The sequence below is a fragment of the Neorhizobium sp. S3-V5DH genome (assembly GCF_004343065.1).
GTDB lineage: Bacteria > Pseudomonadota > Alphaproteobacteria > Rhizobiales > Rhizobiaceae > Neorhizobium > Neorhizobium huautlense.
In genome coordinates, this window is the sequence record NZ_SMCL01000026.1 from 1 (window position 1) to 22,757 (window position 22,757).

Consider the following 22,757-nt stretch of genomic DNA (forward strand, 5'->3'; position numbering starts at 1 on the left):
ACACCCATGAAGAACGGACTTGAAGACGTCATTGCCGCAGAAACCCGGCTCTCTGACGTCGATGGAGATGCGGGCCGGCTGATCATACGCGGCATATCGCTGGAAGAGCTCGTTGAAGATGCAAGAAGCTACGAGGACGTCGCCGCCTTGTTGCTCGATGGACTGCTGGAACGCCCGATCGGAGCCGCAGAACTGCGGGCTTCTCTGGGTCGGGCGCGTGGCGAAGTTTTTGTTCATGTGCAGGCGATGGATGGCACGCTGACGGACCTTCCGCCTGTCGATGCCGTGCGCGCCCTGATCGCACGTCTTCCGGACGGTGACGACTTCGGGGCCGCGCTCCTTTTGCTCGCCGCCCCCGCCGTCTTCCTGCCGGCAGTCCTGAGGATTCGGGAGGGTAAGGCGCCGGTCGCTCCCAACCCGTCACTCTCCCAATCCGCCGACATTCTTGCAATGTTGACGGGAAGCCTGCCGACCGCCGAGCAGGTATCGGCGCTGGATGCCTATCTGGTGACGATTTCGGACCACGGCCTCAATGCGTCGACCTTCGCCGCTCGCGTGATAGCCTCCACTAAGGCCGGCCTCACCTCTTCGGTACTGGCCGCCATCAGTGCCCTCAAAGGACCTTTGCATGGCGGAGCGCCGGGGCCGGTGCTGGATATGCTTGACGCCATTGGTACCGAAGAGAATGCAAGGAAATGGCTCGGACAGGCGCTCGATCGCGGTGAGCGTTTGATGGGCTTTGGCCATCGCATCTATCGCGTGAGGGATCCCCGCGCCGACGCGTTGAAGGGAGCGCTCGCTCCCCTGGTCGCCGCCGGCCAGGTTGATGCCGACCGCATCCGGCTCGCCGAAGCGGTCGAACAGGCAGCCCTTGCAATCTTGAGAGAACGCAAGACCGACCGCACGCTTGATGTCAACGTGGAGTTCTACACCGCCATGCTACTCGACGCGCTGAAGTTTCCGCGTGAGGCATTTACGGGTGTCTTCGCGATCGGTCGCACGATCGGCTGGATCGCGCATGCTCGCGAGCAGGCGCTCGAGGGACGGTTGATCCGTCCGCGGTCGGCCTATATCGGACCGGTACCGCAGGCCGCCTGAAAGAAAACCCGGGCCTGAGCACCGGGTTTTCTTGATTGCATCAAACGAGGCGGCTCTGTTCCAGGGCCGCTTCGATGAAGCTCGCAAAGAGCGGGTGCGGATCGAGCGGCCGGCTCTTCAGTTCCGGATGGTACTGAACGCCGATGAACCACGGGTGATCGGGATACTCGATCGTCTCCGGCAGGAGGCCGTCCGGAGACATGCCCGAAAAGACCAGCCCGCAATTCTCCAGCCGCTCCTTGTAATCCACGTTCACCTCATAGCGGTGACGGTGGCGTTCGGAGATATCCGTCGAGCCATAGATGTCGGCGATCTTGGTTTCCTTCTTGAGGGCCGCCTTGTAGGCGCCAAGCCGCATCGTGCCGCCGAGGTCGCCGGCAGCCGAACGGATTTCGAGCTCGTTGCCCTTCACCCACTCGGTCATCAGACCGACCACAGGCTCCTTTGAGGGACCGAATTCCGTCGACGATGCCTTTTCGATGCCCGCAAGGTTACGGGCGGCCTCGATGACGGCCATTTGCATGCCGAAGCAGATGCCGAAATACGGCACCTTGCGTTCACGCGCAAAACGGGCCGCATTGATCTTGCCCTGTGCGCCGCGCTCGCCGAAGCCGCCCGGCACCAGGATCCCATGGACTTTTTCCAGCCACGGCGCCGGGTCTTCCTTTTCGAAGATCTCCGATTCGATCCACTCGAGCTTGACCTTGACGTGGTTGGCGATGCCGCCGTGATGCAGTGCCTCGATCAGCGATTTATAGGCATCCTTGAGGCCGGTATATTTGCCGACGATGGCGATCGTCACTTCGCCTTCCGGCGTGCGGATGCGGTTGCAGACTTCTTCCCAAGGCTCCAGGCGCGGCTTCGGGGCCGGCTCGATGCCGAAAGCGGCGAGAACTTCGTTGTCCAGGCCTTCCTTGTGATAGGCCATCGGCACGTCGTAGATATTGGCGACGTCGAGCGCCTGGATGACCGCAGACGGCCGCACGTTGCAGAACAACGACAGCTTGCGGCGTTCGGCCTCTGGGATTTCCCGGTCGGCGCGCACGAGAAGAATGTCGGGTGCAATGCCGAGTGCCTGCAGTTCTTTGACCGAATGCTGGGTGGGCTTGGTTTTCAGCTCGCCGGCGGCCGGAATGAAGGGCATCAGGGTCAGGTGGACATAGATCGCGGTTCCGCGCGGCAGATCGTTGCCGAGCTGGCGGATCGCTTCCATGAAAGGCATCGCCTCGATGTCGCCGACCGTGCCGCCGATCTCGCAGATGACGAAGTCGTAGTCGCCATTGCCCTCGACGACGAAATCCTTGATCTCGTTGGTGACGTGAGGAATGACCTGCACTGTCGCGCCGAGATAGTCGCCGCGCCGTTCCTTGTCGATGATGTTCTTGTAGATGCGACCCGTGGTGATGTTGTCGGTCTTGGTCGCGGAACGCCCCGTAAAGCGCTCGTAGTGCCCAAGATCGAGGTCGGTCTCCGCTCCGTCATCCGTCACGAAGACCTCGCCGTGTTGGGTCGGGCTCATCGTGCCGGGATCGACATTGAGATAGGGGTCGAGTTTTCTGAGCCGCACCCGGTAACCCCGGGCTTGCAGCAGTGCTCCAAGTGCTGCGGCCGCAATTCCCTTTCCGAGGGAGGAAACCACGCCGCCAGTGATGAATACATATCGCGCCATGGGAGTCACCGGATACCTTTTCATTGGTGATTCCGCCAGTCCAAATCGTCCGCTCGACGAAAACGCCTGTGGAATCTTCACAAAATAAAACCGGCAGGCTTTTGGCCTGCCGGAGCTTGAAGCGTCGACCGTGTCTTATTGACCGGTCGGTACACCCGTCGGTGCCGCTGGCGCGGCCGGGGCTGCGGGAGCCGGAGCAGCGCCCGTTGCGGGTGCTGCAGGCGCCGGTGCCGCAGCGCCGGAACCCGAAGGAACGCCGTTGCCCGATTGCGCTGGAGCCTGGGTCGGCGCCGGGCCAAGCTGATCGAGAATGCCGCCGCCCTGGCCCTGCTGGCTCTGGGGAATGCGGTTCAGGATATCGCTCGGACGGCTTTCGTAGCGCGCCAGGATGCCGAGAGCCAGCGACGTGATGAAGAAGAGCGTCGCAAGAATGGCCGTCGTGCGGGTCAACGCATTGGCTGTGCCGCGTGCCGACATGAAGCCGGAGCCGCCGCCGACGCCGAGCCCGCCGCCTTCGGAGCGCTGGATCAGCACGACGCCCACCAGCGCGAGCACGATCATGAGGTGAATGACGATCAGAACGGTCTGCATATCAAAATCCATGCCTCCGGAGCGGAGGCAACTTAAGAGGTTGGCGGCTCTTTACATGAGAGCCGCGCGCATTCCAAGCCCCTTGAAGAGCTTTAGGCGCTCAGCCCGTCATAGACGCGATAGATGGCGAGGAAGTCGGCCGCTTTCAAGCTGGCGCCGCCGATCAGCGCCCCGTCGACATTATCGACGCTCATCAGTTCCTTGGCGTTGGCAGGCTTCACGGATCCGCCATAGAGGATCCGCATCCGCCTGCCCTCCTCGCCGAAGCGGGCAGCGAGTTCGGAGCGCATGAAGGCATGGGCGGCCTTCACGTCCTCTGTTGTTGGTGTAAGCCCCGTGCCGATCGCCCATACGGGCTCATATGCGATGACGGTGTTGCTTGCCGTGGCGGCGGCCGGAACGGAGCCCGCGAGCTGACGCTTCAAGATATCGAGCGTCTGGCCGGATTTGCGTTCATCGGGTGTTTCGCCAATGCAGACGATGGCCGTGAGGCCGGCGCCATATGCGGCTTCCGCCTTGGCGCGCACGAGCTCGTCACTTTCTGCGTGGTCCGTGCGCCGTTCGGAGTGGCCGACGATGGCATAGGTCCCAAAGCAGTCGGCGATCATCTCCGCGGAAATATCGCCCGTATGGGCGCCGTTGCCTTTCTGGTGGCAGTCCTGCGCGCCGATCGCCAGCGGGCTGTCCGTGCACAGCGCCGTCGCCACATAGAGCAGCGTCGCCGGAGGGCAGATCAGCGCGTCGACTTTTTCCGACAAGGCGCCCTGGACACCTTCGGCCATAGCCTTGATCTCGTTTAAGGACTCACGAGTGCCATTCATTTTCCAGTTTCCGGCAACGAGCGGGCGCACATCTGGCGTCATAGGCAGCTATTCCTCTTTCTTACGATCCTGTCGGCCAAGACCGAAACCTCCGCGGATATGGCAAGTGTTTAGACGCTTCCTGCGAAAATTGGTACGCAAAAGACGAGGTTTGTTCAAAGACTTCGGTTGTTGTGTCCAGTTCAGCGGGCACCCAGCACGAAGTTCAAGGCCTTGCGCCAATCCACCATTCGGATCGGCGTGCCGTGGCTGCCCGTTTGAAACAAGGCGAAGCGGACCGGATAATCGGCGCGCTTGAGCTTGCGATAGATCGCTGTCTGCTCCTCCGCTTTATAGACGCTGTCGGCACTTCCATGGGCGAAATAGATGGGTACCTTCGCCCCTGCGAGAGCACTTATCGGCAGCTTCAAGTCCGGAGGTCCGCCGAGCAACACCATGCCCTTTAGGTGACGCGCAGCCTCCGGGTCGCTACTGATCCCCTGGCAGATGAGGCCTCCCATCGACGCGCAGGCAAGAATCACCGGCCGGCCGGAGGATTGCTGGAAGGAATGGCGGATCAATGCGGCGATGTCGGCGATACCCTTGTCACCGAAGGAGGTGACGCTCGGCGCATAATAGGTTCCGCCATTGTTCACAGCGAGGTTCTTCAGGCGGTTGAAGTTGCCGCCGAATGTATAGTCGTTGGCCCCGAGCCGTCTGTCGCCTCCCCGCCCGTGAATGAAGATGACCGTAAAGATCGCACCCTTGGCCTGTCCCACCCTGGTGACATCAATCGCTCGGTTTTCGATTGCCAGCGTCTCGTTCTCCTGGTGGCGCCGCACCCCCACTGAGACATAGGCGTCCTTGACGCGGCGTTCCGGCTCCCGATCGCGGCCGTTGATGTCGCGCATTTCCTGGTAGTCGATCACCTCGTAAGCGCCGCCATCCTCGGTCCGCAGCACTGTCTGATTTGAAAAAAGATCGTCCTTGAACGGTCTGATCGGGCCGTCTGCTGCCGCCGCGGACGGGCCGACAAAAGCGAGCAGACCAGCAAAAACCGTGCCTGAGACGAAATGAATTGTGGACATGGTCGGCATCACCTGTTTACTGCATCCGTAGCGCCTTGCCATTCGCGGCCGCGCAACGCATTCCTCGCATAGACGTTTCCTCGCGACATCGCGAAAAGGCCGGGTTTCTGGCAGAATCGCGAGTGATTCGAAACAGCACGAGATGGGTATGGCTTCTTCCTCCGCACCCCGACAGGTAGTACCGACACAGCCGATGGATGACAATAACGACCTTTTCGCCGAACTGCCTTTGACGTCAAAGCCAGTCGCCGCCGAACCCACGCCCGCCATAAAGGCCGAGCCCTCGACACCGCGCCCTGCCCCGGCGCAATCCTCCGGTGACGACTATGGCGCATCGTCGATCCGCGTGCTCGAAGGTCTGGAACCGGTGCGGATGCGTCCGGGCATGTATATCGGCGGTACGGACGAGAAAGCCCTCCATCACCTTTTTGCGGAAGTCATCGACAACTCGATGGACGAGGCCGTTGCCGGCCATGCGAATTTCATCGAAGTGCATCTGGATTCGGAAGGCTTTCTGACGGTCACCGACAACGGTCGCGGCATTCCGGTCGAGAACCATCCGCAGGTGCCGGGCAAGTCGACCCTGGAAGTGATCATGACCAAGCTTCATGCGGGCGGTAAGTTCGATGGCAAGGCCTACGAAACCTCCGGCGGTCTGCATGGGGTCGGTGTGTCGGTCGTCAACGCCTTGTCGGATTCGCTCGAGGTCGAAGTCGCCCGCAACCGAAAGCTTTATCGCCAGCGCTTTTCGCGCGGCGTACCGCAGGGCGGCCTGGAAGAGTTGGGCGACGTCCACAACCGCCGCGGCACCCGGGTGCGGTTCCACCCCGATCCGCAGATCTTCGGCGACCATGCGAAATTCGACGCCGGCCGGATCTTCCGCATGGCCCGTTCGAAGGCATATCTCTTCGGAGGCGTGGAAATCCGCTGGAGCTGCGATCCGGGCGTCGTGATTGCCGGCGGCGAAATTCCTGAAAAGGCGGTTTTTCACTTTCCGGGCGGATTGAAAGATTATCTGTCTGCCACCCTTGGCAAGGATTTTACCGTCACCCGCGAAATCTTTGCCGGCCGGACCGAAAAGACCGGCGGACACGGCGCTATGGAGTGGGCGATCACCTGGTATGGTGGCGACCCGCAGGTCCATTCCTATTGCAATACCATCCCGACGCCCGAAGGCGGCACGCACGAAGCCGGTTTGCGCATCGCGCTCACCAAGGGTCTGAAGAACTATGCGGAGCTGACCCAGAACAAGCGGGCTGCTCAGATCACCACCGACGACGTGATGATCTCAGCCGTTGGCATGCTCTCCGTCTTTATCCGCGAACCGGAATTCGTCGGCCAGACGAAGGATAAGCTTGCGACGGTCGAAGCGCAGCGTCTCGTTGAAAACGTGCTTCGCGACCCCTTCGACCACTATCTCGCCGGCAATCCGAACGAAGCGGCGAAACTCCTCGACTGGGTGATCGAACGCGCCGAGGAGCGCCTGCGGCGGCGCAAGGAAAAGGAAGTCAACAGAAAGACGGCGGTCCGCAAGTTGCGCCTCCCCGGCAAGCTTGCCGACTGCTCGCAGAACACGGCCGAGGGTGCCGAACTCTTCATCGTCGAAGGCGATTCGGCAGGCGGTTCGGCAAAGCAGGGCCGCAATCGCGCCAATCAGGCGATTCTGCCGCTCCGCGGTAAAATTTTGAACGTCGGCAGCGCCAGCCGTGAGAAGCTTTCCGCCAACCAGCAGATCGCCGATCTCATCCAGGCGCTCGGCTGTGGCACACGCACGAAATACCGCGAGGAAGATCTTCGCTACGAGCGCGTTATCATCATGACCGACGCCGATGTCGACGGCGCTCATATCGCGTCACTTCTGATTACCTTCTTCTACCAGGAAATGCCGGAGCTGATCCGCGGCAACCATCTCTACCTCGCCGTGCCGCCGCTCTACGTGCTGCGCCAGGGCGCAAAAACCGTCTACGCCCGCGACGATGCGCATCGGGCCGAGCTTATGGAAACGGTGTTCAAGGGCAAGAAGGTGGAAATCGGGCGCTTCAAAGGCCTCGGCGAGATGATGCCGGCGCAGCTCAAGGAAACCACGATGGATCCGGCCCACCGCACGCTCTTGCGCGTGGCCATCGATGACGTGGATTTTGAGGGCACCCGCGAGGCGGTCGACAACCTGATGGGAACCAAGGCGGACGCTCGCTTCCGGTTCATCCAGGAGCGCGCTGCCTTCGCCGACAATCTCGATATCTGATCAATACCTGTCGCCAAGCACCTTGGTAACGGCGCCGATCAACGCCGCCGCCTCGTAAGGCTTGCGGACTACAGGGGCTGTAAAGGTCGAGGGAATGATCGATTTGTCGCTGTAGCCGGTTGCGAAGATGAACGGCACATCGCGCCGGATCAGTTCCTCGGCTATCGGCAGGGACGTATCCGAACCGAGGTTGACGTCCAGGATGGCGACGTCAGGGGTGAAATTCTTGAGCTTGCGGAAGGCGTCGGCCGTAGAAGGCGTGGTCGTTACCTTGGCGATTCCGTAGTCGGCGAGCATTGCTTCCACATCGGCGGCGATCAGCATCTGGTCCTCGACGAGAAGGAGTTCCAGATCGTTCAGCTTGGAAAGCCCCGCCTTTCCGGGAGGTTCCGGGATTGCTTCCGGCTCTTCGATCTCCATCGGTTCATCGTCACCGTGAATGTGTTTGGATGGAACCAGGAAGCGAGCCGTGACGCCTTCTTTTCTGTATTCAACCTTCGACGCCCCTTCCAGCTCGTACGGGACGCTGCGGGTGATCAGAACGCTGCCGAAGCCGCTGCGGCTGGGAGGATTGACTGGCGGACCTGCGCTTTCGGTCCAGAAAAGCTCACAATCGCCATTCGCCAGCTTTGACCATTCGATATCGAGCTGTCCGTTGGGCACCGAAAGAGAGCCGTATTTCGCAGCGTTGGTGGACATTTCATGAAATACAAGCGCCATTACGGAGAAGGCTCGGCTATCGAGCCAAACGCGCGGTCCTTTGAGGTTAAGCTTGCGGGTGCCTTCGCTATAAGGTTTCAGTTCGGCTTCCAGGAGATCCGACAAAACCCCGCCATCCCCGCCGCGCACCACCTGGTCGTGGGCGAAAGCCAGTGCCTGAATGCGGCCTTTCAACGAACCGATATAGTCTTTCAGGCTGACATCGGCCTCGATCGAATGGCCCACAAGCGCCCTGATCACCGATAGTATGTTCTTGACGCGGTGGTTCAGTTCCTCGTTGAGCATACGCTGGCGAAGGTCCGCCTTGCCGCGTTCGTCCGCCAGAAGCTCCTTCTGATGCAGAACGATCTCGACCAGAACGGCACGGATGGCATCTGCGATTTCGCGATCGCTCAAAGTCCATGACGCAGCCTGCTGCCGCACCGTTTCCTTCCAGATGGAAAAACTTTTTCGAGGCGTCAGCCGGTCTCCGAGCGGGCCCGTATCATAGGACTTTTCCGGATTGCCCGCCCAGTTCAGCGCCTGAACCATCTCTCGACGGAAGAAAAACAGGTAGTCCCGCGCCCTTTGAGAGAGAGGGATCGCCAGCACGCCGCAGATGTCCTCGGGCAGAGCGACCACCCCGGACAAATCCCTGGAAATCTGATGGCTCGCCCAGATCTTTCCACCCGAGAGCTCGCCGATCTGGGTTGCCAGGTCCTCTGCAGAATGACGAAGCGGAGCTGCTCCATCAGTGGTCCAACCGCCGTCCAACCACAACCCGACGCCATCGCATGGCAGCATCTTGCCGAAATCGGAAAGTGAGTTGCGCAGGAGAGCGCTGACATCGGCATGATGGGAGGCGGCTTGCAGGAAACGGTCCAGGGACCGCCGGGCGCTGTCCGCCGCGTTCATGAGCTGCCGCTGCTTGAGAGTACCGAGATGCAGGGAAAAGAATTCCCCGAAGGTTTCCGCAGCCACGCGCTGCGGCATGGAAAGCACCTTCGGCGAATAGTGATGACAGGCGATCAGGCCCCACAGCTCGTCGTCGATCACGATCGAGATGGACATCGACGCGGCGACGCCCATGTTGCGCAGATATTCGCAGTGGATGGGCGACACGCTGCGAAGATGAGCGAAGGACAGATCGAGCGCCTCTCCGTCTTCATCCACCTCCGGCACTATCGGTACGCGCGGATTGGTGGCGTCCGAGATTACCCGGATCGTGTTCTTGATATAGAGAGCTCGAGCCTGTTTCGGAATGTCGCCCGCGGGAAAATACTGGCCCTTGAAACTTTCCAGATCCCTGCGCTTGTATTCGCTGATGACCTTTCCGGCCCCGTCTTCCTCGAAGCGGTAGATCATGACCCGATCATATCCGAGCATGGCATACATCAGCCGTGCGCCGTTTTCGATCAATCGATCTAGGCTCGTCATGTTGCGGACGCGGCTGATCAGCATTCGGGCAACTTCGAGTGGCTGGTCGGAATCGGTTGATGCCGGTTCGAACTCCAGGATCACCTTGGAGTTTAGCGTGTGGATGGAAACGTCAAAGATCGCGCCGGAGGCAAGCCGCAGGCCGTGCCTCAGCGCCGGCCGCGCCGGGTCGTCGCAGGTCGCAAGCGCATTGCGCAACGCGTGCGCGGCCTCCCCGCCGACAACCTCCTCCAGCCGTTGTCCATTGAGATCACCCGGCACGGAAAGCATTCCCGAAGCGTTTTCCGAATGCTGAACGACGACTGCCCCAGCGGCATCGCAAGCCAAAAGGCATCCGTGAGGCTGAATGCTGCCGGGGATATGGATAGGCTCTCGGTCGCAGTTCGTTAGGTCGACCGTATGCATGGAAGGCATATTTGAAGTCCCTGAGGTGGGTCCCGCTAGGCCGCAAAACAGCGGCGGACACCTCCGCATTCCGTCGAGGCTCAGAGAAGCCCCATCAAGAAGGTTGATTTGCAATTCCGACCGTAACCGGAGGCTGATTTCATATTTCTATCGCATCTGGCGTCTAGGGCAAGTAAGTAAGCTTCCTTTTAACGGCGAAGAGCATAGTCTTGTAGCCTGGCGCAGCAAACGCCATATGACGCGAAACCAGGAAGGACAACGGGTGAGTCTGAACAACGATCGCAATGGACCGAAGGAGCCGCGGTGGCTGGGGCCAGCCGCGCCGAGGGTGGCTCTGATCCCGCCAATCTCGGCCGCACGTTGGCTCCTGGTGCTGGTCGCCGCGGCTGGCATCTATTTCTTCCACGGTTTTGTCGTCCCTGTTCTTGCCGCCTTGGTGATCGGTTTCGCAAGCTGGCCCCTTTACCGCAAGCTTCTCGCCCGCATCGGCGGTAGCACCACGCTTGGTGCCACCCTTGCCATTATCTTCATTCTGACCTTTCTCATCGTTCCGATCGGAATCGCCGTCTCCTATACGATCGACGAGGTTCGGCAATGGATCGTCTGGGCTGCCGAGGTCAATCGCTTCGGGGCTCCTCCGCCGGCCTGGATTATCGGTTTGCCCTGGGCAGGCGAATGGATGGGCGTTCAGTGGGTCCAACATGTCGGCTCTCCCGGCGCGATCGGCGAGCTGATCCAGCTCGTCAGCGGCGCCAACATCGGCAACATCTATCGCGCGGTGGTGGCTGCCGGCGGCGGTGCTTTCCATCTGCTGCTGATGCTGCTTTTCATGCTGATCGCGCTTTTTTTCGTCTATCGCGACGGCGCCTCCTTTTCCCAACAGATCGACCTGCTCGGCGAGCGCATCTTCCCGTCGCGCTGGGAGCGTATATCGCGCGTGGTCCCTGCAACCATCAGCTCCACGGTCACCGGCCAGACGCTGATCGCAATTGGAGAAGGTATCGTTCTCGGCGTCGCCTATTTTATCGCGGGCGTCCCCTCGCCCGTCACCCTCGGCGTCATTACCGGCATCATGGCGCTTATCCCGGGCGGCGCCCCCCTCTCCTTCACCCTCATCTCGTTTTATCTGGTGGCGAATGGTTCCTATGTCGCCGGGGGCAGTCTTTTCCTGTGGGGAACGGTCGAGCTTTTCATCGTCGACAAGACGTTGCGGCCCCGGCTCGTCGGCGGCCCCATCAAGCTGCCGTTCCTTCCGACCTTCTTCGGCCTTGTCGGCGGCGTCAGCACCATGGGTTTCCTTGGCCTGTTCATCGGTCCGGTGCTGATGGCGCTGCTGGTCTCCATCTGGCGCGAATGGATCCGGGAAGCCCGGATGGCCGAAGGGCCGGAATCGGAACCTGTCGATCGGGTTGCCTCCGCGGCAACCGTCGAGGAATTCCCTCCCGAACTGCCTGTCAGGAAAGCCTCTTCTCCATGAAGATGCTCAAGGGATCGGGCATGTAGTCGCCGAAGGCGTTGATCTCGACGAAACCATAGGCACGATAGAGTCCGATCGCCTCCGGCTGGTAAATTCCTGTTTCCAGTCGGATGGCCGCGAGATGGAGCGCTTCGGCCCGTTCGAGGACAATTTCCATCAGCCGGCGCCCCAGCTTCAGGCCGCGGGCAGCCTCGTCCACGAACATACGTTTGATTTCGGCAGTGCCGTCGCCTGCCTCTACGAGTGCACAACAGCCGACCGCCCTGTCACCGTTGCGCGCCACGAAGAATGAAACTCCAGGCCCTTCGAGGCTGGAAATGTCCACCATGTGGTTGCTCTCTGCGGGGTAAAGGGAGGCAGCAAAAGCGTCGGAGAGCTCCAGAAGCCTCAAGACCTCTGCCTGTCGAGGCGGTTCGAGAGCGATTGTGACGGTCATTGGCTTTCGTTCCTGCCGGATTCGGTCATCTTGGCAACGCATCTATGAAGACTGCCTTGGTCGCGTCAAGATTGGTGACTTAGTGACGTTGATCACCACAGGGAAACGACATGAACGCCGCACTCATCGTAATGACCATCCTCGGCTGCAACGACGCCGGAACCGACTGCCGTTACGTCGCTACGGTGGAAAACCGCTGGCCGACGATCGAGATGTGCGATGCGGTGTCGGAACAGCAGCTCGCCGGCTATGCCAACCAGCCCTATCCGATGATTATCGCCGTATGCCAGAAGCCGGAGGCGTCCGAAGTCGCCAATGTTCCTTTGCCGCAGGACAAACCCGCCGTGGCGACATCCGAGCCGGCGCAACCAATGCCGGAGGTAACGGAGCAGGAAAAGGAGACGCTCGCCGGTCGTGCCATCCAGCGGGTCAGGAACGTCTTGCCGACGACCGAAGGCGTGGCGACGCTGATGACAAAGCCGGTGCGGCTGGTCGAAGACGGATATTCCTGGGTTGCGAAGAAATTCCAGCGCTGAACCGTCAGGCGGCCAGCGCTACTTCACTTGCATAGGAGCGCGCATTGAGCCGCATCTCGAGGTGATGAAGCTTTTCGATCATGCCCAGAAGCTCGGCGACCGGCGAGATCTGCATCTCCGCCCGCTGGAACTTTTTCAGTAGTAGGGCAGATATGCTGTCGATCGCGCCCGTTGCCGCGGCATCGCGCCAGAGAAAGACGGCCTCTACAAACACGACCGCGATATCCCGCTGCAGCCCGCAGGATTCAAAAAGTGCACGGACCGCATGCATCCGCCCGGTCGCGAGTATGGCCCGAACACGCCGGTCGTCCAGACCGGAAAGGGCTACTATCGCGCCGGCAAAGAAATCCACCTTGCCGCTGCAGAGCGTGTGAATGAGGAATGCAGGCGTCAAACACGCTGCCGCCCGCAAATGCTCGACGAGACCGGGAATCTCCGGCACTCCTACAAATCCGGCAATCGTGACTGCCGCCGCCTCTCCCGCTTCCCGCGTGACCTGGCTTATGCGAGCCGGCGTAAGGACAGCGCGCATCAGGTCTGAATTGGTGAGAGCTGTTGAAATCTGGTTCACCAGCATATGCCGTGCGTCCGCCGGCAGGCCTTCCCGGTCGAGCAGCAGGTTACGGATATCGCTGCAATGCCCGAACCGTTCTGCAATACGCCGCAGCGAAATTCGGGTGACCGAGGCGGTTTCGTTCTCGAGCAGGATTGTCACCTCGTTTTCGGATCCGATTTCGGCAATTGCCGCGGCAGCCCCGCGCGAAAGCGTGCGCCTTGCTGCAATCATTCCTCGGGTCAGGCTGTCACCTCGCCCAATGAGATCGACGAGATCGCCTTCGGCGAGCACGGGCGAGCGGGCTATCACCGTGCAGGCGATTTCGGGCTGATCTTCTGCAAGCGAAAGAATGATTGCCCGGGGTGCCTCGACGGCATCGGCGAGAGCCTCCGCCAGTGCCAGCCGCACCAGCGGTGACCGATCATCGAGAAGATGCGTCAACGCGAGCGCTGCGGCACGCCGGTGTTCCGGAGTCAGCGCCGAGCGCAGATAAGCCCGGCCAAGAGCGCTGGCCGCCTTCGCCCTGTCTGCCGCCCTTGCCGTTTCCGCCCAACGAAGAAATGCCTGTACGATCACGCCCAGCCCCGATAATTAATGCCAGAACGCGCGCCTGGCTGGTTGAAAATACGCTACGGGCAAAAAGTTTAAGATTGGTTCACCATCCTTGTTAACCATGGAAAACCCTTGGAAAATCCGCTCATGGCTCTTGGTTCATCCGTCTGCCGATCCGGTGGAGATACTTGGCAGCGGTGCAGACAGGATCGTCGCCGATCTGACCGGGCCTCCTGAGTCGTGGCAGGCTCTGGAAGATCGCCATGGATTTTGGGGCCAGGCGCCTACTCCACTCTGCGTCCTGCTGCCGCCATTCTCTTCCGGCCGCATTGAGGCCGCCGTCGAACTGGCGGTGCGGACGGGGGTCGATTCGGTGCTTCTCGCCGGTGCACGCAGCGGCGCAGACATCCAGCATCTCGACGTACTTCTGCGGGTCGCAGAGGCGAAGGCCGGCCGCTCCGGTTCTGACACCAGCATCGTCGCGCTTGCAGATGCTGCCGGGATACTCGCCGCAAAGAGCTTCCAGCGCTGTAGCAGACGCGTCAGCGGCCTTGGCTGGCATGTGGAAGGCGTCTCTTCCCCTTCTTCAGACATCGTTTCGTTTGCCCGCGGCACCGTCGGGCTTGCGGCCGCGGCGGCAGGCGTCATGGCGGTGGATACCATCTCGGATGAAGCCGATGAAGCTGGTCTAACATCCACGTGCATTGCGGCGCGCAATAGCGGTTTTCACGGGAAAATTAGCCGGCTAATATCGGAAATACCGATAATTAATCAGATTTTTTCGGATCAACTGCCTGGCCGGGTCATTTCGAAGACATCCGACCCGCCGTCTGCGTAGTCCCGATAGCCCATGCGTGCGATCGGCCTTGCCAGACTCATGTCGATCCGACCGTCCCGTACAATATCCTCGCTGATATGGATGCCAACCACCTGCCCGAAGACCATGAAGGCTTCGGCACCTTTTCCGTCCAGGCCTTTGGGCTGGATGATCTCCGTCACTCGGCACTCCAGCACCGTATAGGCTTCGGCGACATAGGGAGCATCGACCAATTCCGCCATCTTCGGCGTCAGCCCCGCCACTTCAAACTCGCTGACCCCATAGGCGACTGGTGCCGATGAGGCATTCACGTGCTCGGCAAGATGCCGGCTTGCGAGGCTTGCGGTGAAAACACCCGTCTCTTCGGCGTTCTGCAGGCTGTGCTTGCGGCCGCTGGAGGAAAACATCACCAATTTCGGGTGGTCGGAGACGATGTTGAAGAAGGAATAGGGCGAGAGGTTCAGGGAGCCGTCCCTGCCCTTCGTGCCGATCCAGCCAATCGGGCGAGGCGCCACGATTGCCTTGAAAGGATCGTGCTTCAGGCCATGCTGATTGGTATTGGTCGCATAAAACATCAGGGCTCGCCTTCGCCTGCATAGGTGACGACTTGCGAAAGTTCCGGCCGCGGACGATCGGGCGTCTGGAAATCGCTGGAGCCGATATGGATGAATCCGGCGACTTTCTCGCCCGGCTTGATGCCGAGAAGCGCAAGCGCCTCCTCGTCATAGGCAATCCACTCGGTGCGCCAGTTGGCGACGTAACCATGTGCATTTGCTGCTATCAGCATGTTGAGGCACAGGGCTCCGGCAGAAAGCTGCTGCTCCCATTCGGGAATCTTGACATGCGCCGCGGCCGTGCTGACGACGCCCACCACCAGCGGCGCCCGGGTAAAGCGGGCAAGTTCGGCCTCCTTTGCGGCAGCGGCCATATCGGGCGTTGTCTTGAGCGCAAGGGCAAGGAACGCCTTTCCGAGCTTTCTGCGTATATCGCCGCGATAGACGACCAGACGCCACGGCGCCAGCTTGCCGTGATCTGGAACGCGCGTTGCAAATGTGAGGATCGCTTCCAGTTCTTCTTGCGATGGGCCGGGCTCCCTGATCTGGGCCACGGGTGTGGAATGCCTGTCGCGCAGGAAGTCGATGAGCTTTATGTCATTTTGCATGGTCAAAACTTTCACTGGGAACGGAATGCGGTGGGAAGGTCTTGAAATTGCCTTGGCATTGGTCTTCAAGTGACGTTTCGGAAAAGAAGAGTCAACCGGTACACAACAGATGTCAGGCACTTCCTTCGCGGCACGCTGGATCCTCGCTGGAAGCATGGCTTTCGGCGTCACCGCCAGTGCGTTCGGCCAGGACGATGCCTTCAGGAATTTCCGTCAGCTCGACAGCACCGCAAAAATGCCGAAGCTCAATGCTTTTTCGGCAATGCCCGATGGAACCGCCGGCGTCGCCGCGAAGGATGTGCTCTTCGACGCCAAGCTGACGGCGGACGGCGGCGTCATGCAGGAAGGCCTCGTCTGGCGTGTCTTCAGCCCTATTGCCGGCGAAGACGGCAAGTTGCCGCTCGTGGCAAGCTCGGAGGGCGGCTCGGCCGCGTTCCAGTTGATGCCGGGCGATTATTTCGTCAACTGCGCCTTCGGTCGCGCTGGCGTCACCAAGAAATTGAACGTGCCCACCGACGGTGACGTGTCGAAGCAGACATTGGTGCTCGACGCCGGCGGCTTCGTCCTCAATGCCGTCGCAGGCGCCGACCAGCGTATTCCCCCGAACGAACTCAGCTTCTCGGTCTATTCGTCGGAGGTTCGGGAAAACGGCGACCGGCCGCTCGTCATGGCGGACGTGAAGCCGAACACCGTCGTGCGGCTGAACGCCGGCACGTATCACGTCGTCTCCGAATACGGCGACGTCAATGCTGTGGTACGGGCTGATATCCAGGTGGAGGCCGGCAAACTTACCCAGGCCGTGCTGCAGCATCGTGCAGCGCAGATCACCTTGAAACTTGTATCGCAGCCAGGGGGCGAGGCCATAGCCGACACCGCCTGGTCGGTGCTGACGGCGGCGGGCGACGTTGTCAACGAAAGCGTCAGCGCCTTTTCGACCATGGTGCTGGCAGAGGGCGAATATCTCGCCGTCGCGCGCAACAAGAACAAGATCTATCAGCGGTCCTTCACCGTCAAGGCAGGCGGCAATACCGAGGTCGAAGTGCTGATGCGCGATGCGGCGCAAGTCGCCGGTACCTCGAACCAGCAGAATTGAACTCTGCCGGTCTGCTTGAATTTTACATCGCCTACAGTCTTCAGCCGTGCTCTTCCGGAAAAGGACCAGCCGACAGCGCCTGCGGATGGCAAGCGCTGCCGGCTTGACGGTCAGGCGGCAGCAGCCCTCTTCGCCTCGATCCGACGCAGCAGGTCCGGAGGAGTTGCCTCAAGGCTGAGCGAAGCGATGGCCTCTTCGAGCTTCATCGACGTCTGGGCCTGAGATCCGAGCCGGCGGATGTTGACAGAGCGTTCCTCCGCCTCCTTTTTGCCGCAGACGATGATGACCGGCACCTTGGTGACTGAATGCTCGCGGATCTTGTAATTGATCTTCTCGTTGCGGAAATCGGTTTCCACCACCAGCCCGGCATCGCGTAGCGCTTCGGCCACTTCGCGGCCATAGTCGTCCGCGTCCGAGGTAATGGTCGCCACGACGACCTGCATCGGCGCGAACCAGAGCGGCATATGCCCGGCGAAGTTCTCGATCAGGATGCCGAGGAACCGTTCCATCGAGCCGCAGATGGCGCGATGGATCATCACCGGCTGCCGCTTTTCCGAGTTCTGGTCGATATAGAAGGCGCCGAACCGTTCCGGCAGGTTGAAGTCCACCTGCGTCGTGCCGCACTGCCATTCGCGGCCGATGGCGTCCTTCAGTGTATATTCGAACTTGGGGCCGTAGAACGCACCTTCGCCCGGCAGGATGCCGGTCTTAATGCGCCCGCCGGACTGCGCCTCGATCGTCTTCAAGACGTCCGTCATGACGCTCTCTGCGCGGTCCCACAGTTCGTCGGAGCCGACGCGCTTTTCCGGCCGTGTGGAGAGTTTCACCACGACTTCCTTGAACCCGAAATCCTCATAGACGGAAAGGATCAGATCATTGATGCGCAGGCACTCGGCGGCCATCTGCTCTTCGGTGCAGAAGACATGCGCATCGTCTTGGGTGAAGCCGCGAACGCGCATCAATCCGTGAAGCGCGCCGGATGCTTCGTAACGATGGACAAGGCCGAATTCTGCAAGCCGTATAGGCAGTTCGCGGTAGGACTTGAGACCGTGCTTGAAGATCTGCACGTGGCCCGGGCAGTTCATCGGCTTCAGCGCGAAGACGCGGTTGTCCGCTTCCTTGTCGTCCGGATGGGTGAAGGCATAGGCCGATTTTACGGCGAACATGTTTTCCTGGTACCAGCCCCAGTGACCCGAGGTTTCCCAAAGCGAGGCATCGAGGACCTGCGGCGCGTTGACTTCCTCATAGGTGCCGGAAAGCCGGCGGCGCATATAGGCCGTCAGCGTCTGGAACATACGCCAGCCCTTGCCGTGCCAGAAGACGACGCCCGGTCCCTCTTCCTGAAAATGGTAGAGATCCATTTCCCGGCCGAGCTTGCGGTGGTCGCGCTTTTCCGCTTCGGACAGCACATGCAGATATTGATCGAGCTCTTCCTGGCTGGCCCAGGCTGTCCCGTAGATGCGGGTCAGCATCGCGTTGTTGGAATCGCCGCGCCAGTAGGCGCCCGCCACCTTCATCAACTTGAACGCAGTGCCGATCTGGCCAGTTGAGGCCATGTGCGGTCCGCGGCAGAGGTCGAACCACTTGCCCTGGCGATAGATCTTGAGGTCCTGGTCTTCCGGGATCGCGTCGACGAGCTCGACCTTGTAGCCCTCGCCCATATCGGCAAAGACGTTGCGGGCCTTCTCGCGTGGCCAGACTTCCTTGGTGAAGGCATCGTTGCGCGCGATGATCTCCTTCATCTTCGCCTCGATCTTCGGCAGATCATCGGGTGTGAAGGGCCAATCCTCGCGCGTATCCGGGTGAACACGCTTGAAGTCGTAGTAGAATCCGTTCTCGATCACCGGGCCGATGGTGACCTGCGTTCCCGGCCAGAGTTCCTGCACGGCTTCCGCCATCACGTGCGCCGCGTCGTGGCGGATCAGTTCCAGCGCGCGGGGATCGGTGCGGGTCACGATTTCGATCGCGCCGCCCGTCACCGGATCGGCAAGGTCCTGCAAGGTGCCGTTGATGGCAACCGCGACCGCCTTCTTGGCGAGGGACTTGGAAATGGATTCCGCAACGTCGCGGCCGGTCGTTCCGGCATCGAAAACGCGGACGGAGCCATCGGGAAATGTAAGGGAAACGGATTGGGACATGTCTTTCTCCTGTCCAGTCCCGCCAACGAATGCGGGTGGTGGCAAATGGCCGGATTGCCCGGCTGCTAACGGGCGCGGTGATAGTGTGTTTCGCCGATTTAGTAAAGGCGGCCGGCGGGTCAGGCGACCATTTCTGCGAGGCGGGCGACGGTGTTGGCATTGCGGCTCGTGCCTATGCCGAGCTTCTTCGTCGTCATCGCGGAGAGAAGCCTCGTCTCGCTCGCCTTTCCGCCGAAATCGACCCAGAGATTGCCGTCGATGACCGCTATCTGTTCTCTGTCTCTATGTCGTTCGAGCAAGTTCTTGATGCTTTCATCGAGCGGGCTGCGCATGATCCGCACTCCGACTTCGGAACCGTCCCTTCCGGGAAACGGATTGGCCGCGGCAAGCCTGAGCCAGTCTTCCCGCGAGCGCACCAGGATGTCGACATGCTTGCCGAAGCGGTTGGCGAAAGCGGTTTCCAGCACCGCTTCGATATCGGAAACGGACGACTGAGCCGCTTCAAAAACGAGGTTGCCGGTGGAGACCAGTGTACGGCAATCCGTATAGCCGATGTCTTCGGCCATCCTGCGCAGGTCAGCCATGACGACCCGCCTGCCGGCCCCGAGAACGATGCTGTGAAGCAGTGCGACGTAGATCATTGCTGCAGCGATGCCTTGCGCGAAGACCCTCGCCAATAGCGCCAGGGCGTCCACCAGTGCAGGCGCTGGTCAAGGAGCTCGGGCACCGGATCCAGTCCGCCGCTTCCGCCCGGCCCGCAACGGGCGACGCGGAACAAGGTAAGCCATCCTCCCGGCCACAATCCGTGGCGCGCGATCGCTTCGTAGCCATATTCCGAACAGGTCGGGATATGGCGGCAGGAATTGCCGATGAAACCGGACAGCGTCAGCTGGTACAGGCGGATCAGCCCCATGCCGAGAAGTCTGCCCGGCGTCTTGCGAAACGGGCCCGTCCAGTTGCGGGAGCGGCGCGATCGTTGCTGTGGCTGGGGATGTCGGCAATCCGGACTGTCGCACATGGTCAGATGGCGGCCGCCTCGGACCGTTCCTTCACTTCGATCTGATTGATCGCGTCGACCACGGCTTCAAAAGTCAGCATCGTGGAAGCATGGCGGGCTTTGTAATCCTTGACCGGCTTCAGGTAGCGCATGTCCTCGAAGCGGCCCTCGGGACCCTCGCCGCCCTCCTTCAACATGGCAAGCATGTCCTCGCGAGCCTTGCGGATCTCATCGGCCGTCGCGCCGATGACGTGCCGTGCCATGATCGATGACGATGCCTGCCCCAGCGCGCAGGCCCGGACTTCATGCGCAAAGTCCGTGACTGTGCCGTGATCCAGTTTCAGATAGACCCGCACCTTGGAGCCGCAGAGCTTGGAATGTTTTTCCGAACTTGCATCCGCATCCGGCATGCTGCCAGCATGCGTGATGTTGCCGGCGAATTCGAGAATCTTGCTGCTGTAGATTTCGTCCATTTCAGGCTCGCTTGTAAGGCCATCGCCATTTTGAACACATTGTCTCGCTCGCCGCGGACTACCATAAAGGGGCTTGTGCCACTATATGTGGTTTTCGCAAGGCGTCATCAAGGAAGGATGTTTTCACGAAATCCATCCGAAATGGGAATAGCATGCCTTGTCAAAACCACTGCTAACGATCAGATAGCACCAGATTGCATAAAAATCAGTCGTGATGCCCTCACACTGTTCAGTCTTTGAATAAAGCCAGTCGGATGCGGCCTTGAACCGCATCGGGAGACGATAGATGGATGCCATAGTGAAGAATTTCCCGGCCTCGAAAGAGAAGCTGGTCCGCCCATCCCAGCAGGAAGCTGAGGAAGCTGTACGGGTTTTGCTTCGTTGGGCAGGCGACGATCCAGCGCGCGAAGGCCTGATCGACACGCCGAAGCGGGTCGCTGCCGCCTATCGCGAGCTGTTCGGTGGCTACGAACAGTCGGCGGAGGAAGTTCTGGGCCGCACCTTCGAGGAGGTTTCCGGTTACGACGACATCGTGCTCGTGCGCGATATTCCGTTCTTCTCCCACTGCGAACACCACATGCTGCCGATCAAGGGCAAGGCGCATGTCGGCTATCTGCCGAACGGCCGAGTCCTTGGCCTTTCGAAGATTGCGCGGGTGGTGGAGATCTTTGGCCGGCGCCTGCAGACGCAGGAAAATCTCACTGCTCAGATCGCGCATGCGATCGAGGAGACCCTGAAGCCTCGCGGCGTTGCCGTGATGATCGAGGCGGAGCATATGTGCATGGAAATGCGCGGCGTGCAGAAACAGGGTTCGCAAACGATCACGACAACCTTCACCGGCGAGATCAAGACCAACGCCGCCGAGCAGGCGAGATTCTTCACGTTCGTCCGCAACCGCTGACAGGCCGCCCAGACCCCTATGTCGATCTCTTTTGAAAAACCTTCGGCAGACAAGGCCGAAATCGAGGGTCCAGGTGCCTTTACACCGCGATTCGACGGCAATGGCCTCGTCACCGCAGTCGTGACCGATACCCGCGACGGCGAACTGCTGATGGTCGCCCACATGAACGCGGAGGCCCTGGCGCTGACCATCGAGACCGGCATCGCTCATTACTACAGCCGTTCGCGCGGCAGGATCTGGAAGAAAGGCGAGACATCCGGTAATCTCCAGACGGTGCACGAGCTCAGAACCGATTGCGATCAGGATGCCGTCTGGCTGAAGGTTTCAGTCGCCGGACATGACGCGGCATGCCACACAGGTCGTCGCTCCTGTTTCTATCGGACGGTAAGAAAAAGTGACAGCAGCGCTGTCCTTGAAATCGCCGACGACTTGCGCCATTTCGATCCGGAAGCCGTCTATTCGGACGGGGGAACCAAATAAGCAACTGCCTCGTTTTTCGACACAGAAAAGTCGGGTAAACGATTTCGAAACCTGTCCGCGCGCTATAATCGCCAGACCGGGGGTTGTTCAGCTTGGAGGGTTTTAGTCGATGCTGAACTGGAGTTGGAGTCGTCACGATCCGCAAGCTGCGCCTGCCGAAGGCGGCGGCGCGCAGACGATGGAGCCACCACGTCCCCCGATCATCGAGCCTCCTCCAAAAGCAAAGCTTGCGCTCGCCCTTGGCGGAGGCGCTGCCCGTGGCTGGGCTCATATCGGCGTATTGCGCGCGCTGGACGAAACCGGCATCGAAGTCGGAATGATTGCCGGCACATCGATCGGTGCCCTCGTAGGGGGCTGTTATCTGGCTGGCAAGCTCGACGAATTGGAAACCTTTGCCCGTTCGCTCACCATGCGACGTATTGCGGGCCTGCTGGATTTGACGATCGGCGGCGGCGGCCTCTTGGGCGGTATGCGGCTGACGAAGCGGATGCAGGAGCATCTTGAAGGTCTCGCGATCGAAGATCTCGATCGCCCGTTTGTATCGGTGGCGACAGAACTCCATACGGGCCACGAAGTTTGGATTTCCAGCGGATCGCTGATCACCGGCCTGCGGGCCTCATATGCACTCCCTGGCATTTTTGAGCCAGTGAAATGCAACAACCGGACGCTGGTCGACGGCGCTCTCGTAAATCCCGTCCCGACCTCCGTCTGCCGAGCCTACGAGCAGCCGCTCGTGGTCGCTGTCAACCTGAACTACGAAATCTTCGGCCGGTCTGCGGTGGTCAAGCACAGCGCCAGCGTCCAGCCCGTTGATGACGAGCGAAAGAAGGACGGCGTGCGGGTCGGAGTTACCGGTACGATGGTTCAGGCGTTCAACATCATTCAGGAACGGATTTCGCGCGCAAGGCTCGCCGGTGATCCGCCCGATCTCGCATTGCATCCTCGCCTCGCCGATATAGGGCTCTCCGAATTTCATCGCGCTGGCGAGGCGATCGATCGTGGCTATGCCGAGACGATGGCGCAGATTTCTGCGCTCAAACGGATGCAGGAAGTGTTTGCCCGCTAGGAGGAGAAGTGACCTCGCCCGGCGGCGGGGCCACGAAGGTA

Annotated in this window: 22 protein-coding genes; 9 read left to right on the forward strand and 13 right to left on the reverse strand. The window is 60.6% G+C overall.

The annotated features are described in order from the left end of the window. Positions 1-6: 6 nt before the first annotated feature. Entirely contained in the window at positions 7-1,098 is a 1,092-nt protein-coding gene (locus EDE09_RS24530) for a citrate synthase/methylcitrate synthase (RefSeq protein ID WP_132413190.1), read from the forward strand. A 40-nt stretch (positions 1,099-1,138) separates the two neighbouring features. Here the strand turns inward: EDE09_RS24530 and EDE09_RS24535 are convergent, their stop codons facing one another. The 4 genes from EDE09_RS24535 to EDE09_RS24550 form a co-directional block, all read right to left on the reverse strand. Beyond that, complete coding sequence (locus EDE09_RS24535) at positions 1,139-2,767, reverse strand: CTP synthase (protein WP_162712554.1); 1,629 nt, start codon at positions 2,765-2,767, stop codon at positions 1,139-1,141. A gap of 135 nt (positions 2,768-2,902) precedes the next feature. Further along, positions 2,903-3,358 carry a preprotein translocase subunit SecG gene (secG, locus tag EDE09_RS24540; RefSeq protein WP_105374315.1) on the reverse strand — a complete coding sequence of 152 codons (456 nt, stop codon included), beginning with the start codon at positions 3,356-3,358 and terminating at the stop codon, positions 2,903-2,905. Between the two features lie 92 nt (positions 3,359-3,450). After that, on the reverse strand, positions 3,451-4,221 hold the full coding sequence (tpiA, locus tag EDE09_RS24545; protein WP_132413172.1) for a triose-phosphate isomerase: 771 nt from the start codon (positions 4,219-4,221) through the stop codon (positions 3,451-3,453). A 140-nt stretch (positions 4,222-4,361) separates the two neighbouring features. Further along, on the reverse strand, positions 4,362-5,246 hold the full coding sequence (locus EDE09_RS24550; protein ID WP_132413174.1) for an alpha/beta fold hydrolase: 885 nt from the start codon (positions 5,244-5,246) through the stop codon (positions 4,362-4,364). 193 nt (positions 5,247-5,439) lie between these two features. Here EDE09_RS24550 and parE point away from each other — a divergent pair, with 193 nt between their 5' ends. Then, the gene (gene parE / locus EDE09_RS24555) at positions 5,440-7,491 is read left to right on the forward strand and encodes a DNA topoisomerase IV subunit B (RefSeq protein WP_112803307.1); all 2,052 of its coding nucleotides are present in this window, start codon (positions 5,440-5,442) and stop codon (positions 7,489-7,491) included. Here parE and EDE09_RS24560 read toward each other — a convergent pair whose 3' ends face one another. Continuing rightward, the gene (locus EDE09_RS24560) at positions 7,492-10,041 is read right to left on the reverse strand and encodes an HWE histidine kinase domain-containing protein (RefSeq protein ID WP_112803310.1); all 2,550 of its coding nucleotides are present in this window, start codon (positions 10,039-10,041) and stop codon (positions 7,492-7,494) included. 226 nt (positions 10,042-10,267) lie between these two features. On the opposite strand from EDE09_RS24560, the gene EDE09_RS24565 reads away from it, so the two are divergent. Continuing rightward, positions 10,268-11,509, forward strand: a complete 1,242-nt coding sequence (locus EDE09_RS24565) for an AI-2E family transporter (protein WP_112803312.1) — start codon at positions 10,268-10,270, stop codon at positions 11,507-11,509. Here EDE09_RS24565 and EDE09_RS24570 read toward each other — a convergent pair. Then, positions 11,487-11,945: a GNAT family N-acetyltransferase gene (locus EDE09_RS24570; protein WP_112803314.1), complete on the reverse strand. Its 459-nt coding sequence runs from the start codon at positions 11,943-11,945 to the stop codon at positions 11,487-11,489. The genes EDE09_RS24565 and EDE09_RS24570 overlap by 23 nt on opposite strands. Positions 11,946-12,055: 110 nt before the next feature. Here EDE09_RS24570 and EDE09_RS24575 point away from each other — a divergent pair, with 110 nt between their 5' ends. Next, complete coding sequence (locus EDE09_RS24575; RefSeq protein WP_112803316.1) at positions 12,056-12,481, forward strand: hypothetical protein; 426 nt, start codon at positions 12,056-12,058, stop codon at positions 12,479-12,481. A 4-nt stretch (positions 12,482-12,485) separates the two neighbouring features. On the opposite strand, the gene EDE09_RS24580 is transcribed toward EDE09_RS24575, so the two are convergent. Beyond that, positions 12,486-13,613 carry a DUF2336 domain-containing protein gene (locus EDE09_RS24580; RefSeq protein ID WP_132413176.1) on the reverse strand — a complete coding sequence of 376 codons (1,128 nt, stop codon included), beginning with the start codon at positions 13,611-13,613 and terminating at the stop codon, positions 12,486-12,488. An 88-nt stretch (positions 13,614-13,701) separates the two neighbouring features. Between EDE09_RS24580 and EDE09_RS24585 the strand changes: the two genes are divergently transcribed. Further along, on the forward strand, positions 13,702-14,427 hold the full coding sequence (locus EDE09_RS24585; RefSeq protein WP_132413178.1) for a hypothetical protein: 726 nt from the start codon (positions 13,702-13,704) through the stop codon (positions 14,425-14,427). Here the strand turns inward: EDE09_RS24585 and EDE09_RS24590 are convergent. Both EDE09_RS24590 and EDE09_RS24595 read right to left on the reverse strand, forming a co-directional pair. Continuing rightward, positions 14,376-14,981 carry a flavin reductase family protein gene (locus EDE09_RS24590; protein WP_112803322.1) on the reverse strand — a complete coding sequence of 202 codons (606 nt, stop codon included), beginning with the start codon at positions 14,979-14,981 and terminating at the stop codon, positions 14,376-14,378. The genes EDE09_RS24585 and EDE09_RS24590 overlap by 52 nt on opposite strands. Beyond that, positions 14,981-15,568 carry a nitroreductase gene (locus EDE09_RS24595; protein WP_132413180.1) on the reverse strand — a complete coding sequence of 196 codons (588 nt, stop codon included), beginning with the start codon at positions 15,566-15,568 and terminating at the stop codon, positions 14,981-14,983. Before EDE09_RS24595 ends, EDE09_RS24590 begins: the two co-directional genes overlap by 1 nt. 154 nt (positions 15,569-15,722) lie before the next feature. Here EDE09_RS24595 and EDE09_RS24600 point away from each other — a divergent pair, with 154 nt between their 5' ends. After that, complete coding sequence (locus EDE09_RS24600) at positions 15,723-16,661, forward strand: hypothetical protein (protein ID WP_245505231.1); 939 nt, start codon at positions 15,723-15,725, stop codon at positions 16,659-16,661. A gap of 110 nt (positions 16,662-16,771) precedes the next feature. Here the strand turns inward: EDE09_RS24600 and thrS are convergent, their stop codons facing one another. The 4 genes from thrS to EDE09_RS24620 form a co-directional block, all read right to left on the reverse strand. Further along, the gene (thrS, locus tag EDE09_RS24605) at positions 16,772-18,799 is read right to left on the reverse strand and encodes a threonine--tRNA ligase (protein WP_112803328.1); all 2,028 of its coding nucleotides are present in this window, start codon (positions 18,797-18,799) and stop codon (positions 16,772-16,774) included. Between the two features lie 119 nt (positions 18,800-18,918). Further along, positions 18,919-19,440, reverse strand: a complete 522-nt coding sequence (locus EDE09_RS24610; protein ID WP_112803329.1) for a DUF1697 domain-containing protein — start codon at positions 19,438-19,440, stop codon at positions 18,919-18,921. After that, positions 19,437-19,817 (reverse strand): membrane protein insertion efficiency factor YidD, encoded by a 381-nt coding sequence (yidD, locus tag EDE09_RS24615; RefSeq protein WP_112803331.1) that lies wholly within the window; start codon positions 19,815-19,817, stop codon positions 19,437-19,439. The genes EDE09_RS24610 and yidD overlap by 4 nt, the downstream gene beginning before the upstream one ends. 2 nt (positions 19,818-19,819) lie before the next feature. Next, positions 19,820-20,269 (reverse strand): iron-sulfur cluster assembly scaffold protein, encoded by a 450-nt coding sequence (locus EDE09_RS24620; RefSeq protein WP_112803333.1) that lies wholly within the window; start codon positions 20,267-20,269, stop codon positions 19,820-19,822. 286 nt (positions 20,270-20,555) lie between these two features. On the opposite strand from EDE09_RS24620, the gene folE reads away from it, so the two are divergent. The 3 genes from folE (at position 20,556) to EDE09_RS24635 (ending at position 22,716) form a co-directional block, all read left to right on the forward strand. Beyond that, a complete protein-coding gene (folE, locus tag EDE09_RS24625) occupies positions 20,556-21,170 on the forward strand; it encodes a GTP cyclohydrolase I FolE (RefSeq protein ID WP_105374264.1) in 615 nt (204 codons plus the stop codon). Positions 21,171-21,188: 18 nt separating this feature from the next. Then, a complete protein-coding gene (gene hisI / locus EDE09_RS24630) occupies positions 21,189-21,650 on the forward strand; it encodes a phosphoribosyl-AMP cyclohydrolase (protein ID WP_112803335.1) in 462 nt (153 codons plus the stop codon). A 109-nt stretch (positions 21,651-21,759) separates the two neighbouring features. Then, the gene (locus EDE09_RS24635) at positions 21,760-22,716 is read left to right on the forward strand and encodes a patatin-like phospholipase family protein (protein WP_112803337.1); all 957 of its coding nucleotides are present in this window, start codon (positions 21,760-21,762) and stop codon (positions 22,714-22,716) included. Positions 22,717-22,757: the final 41 nt, after the last annotated feature.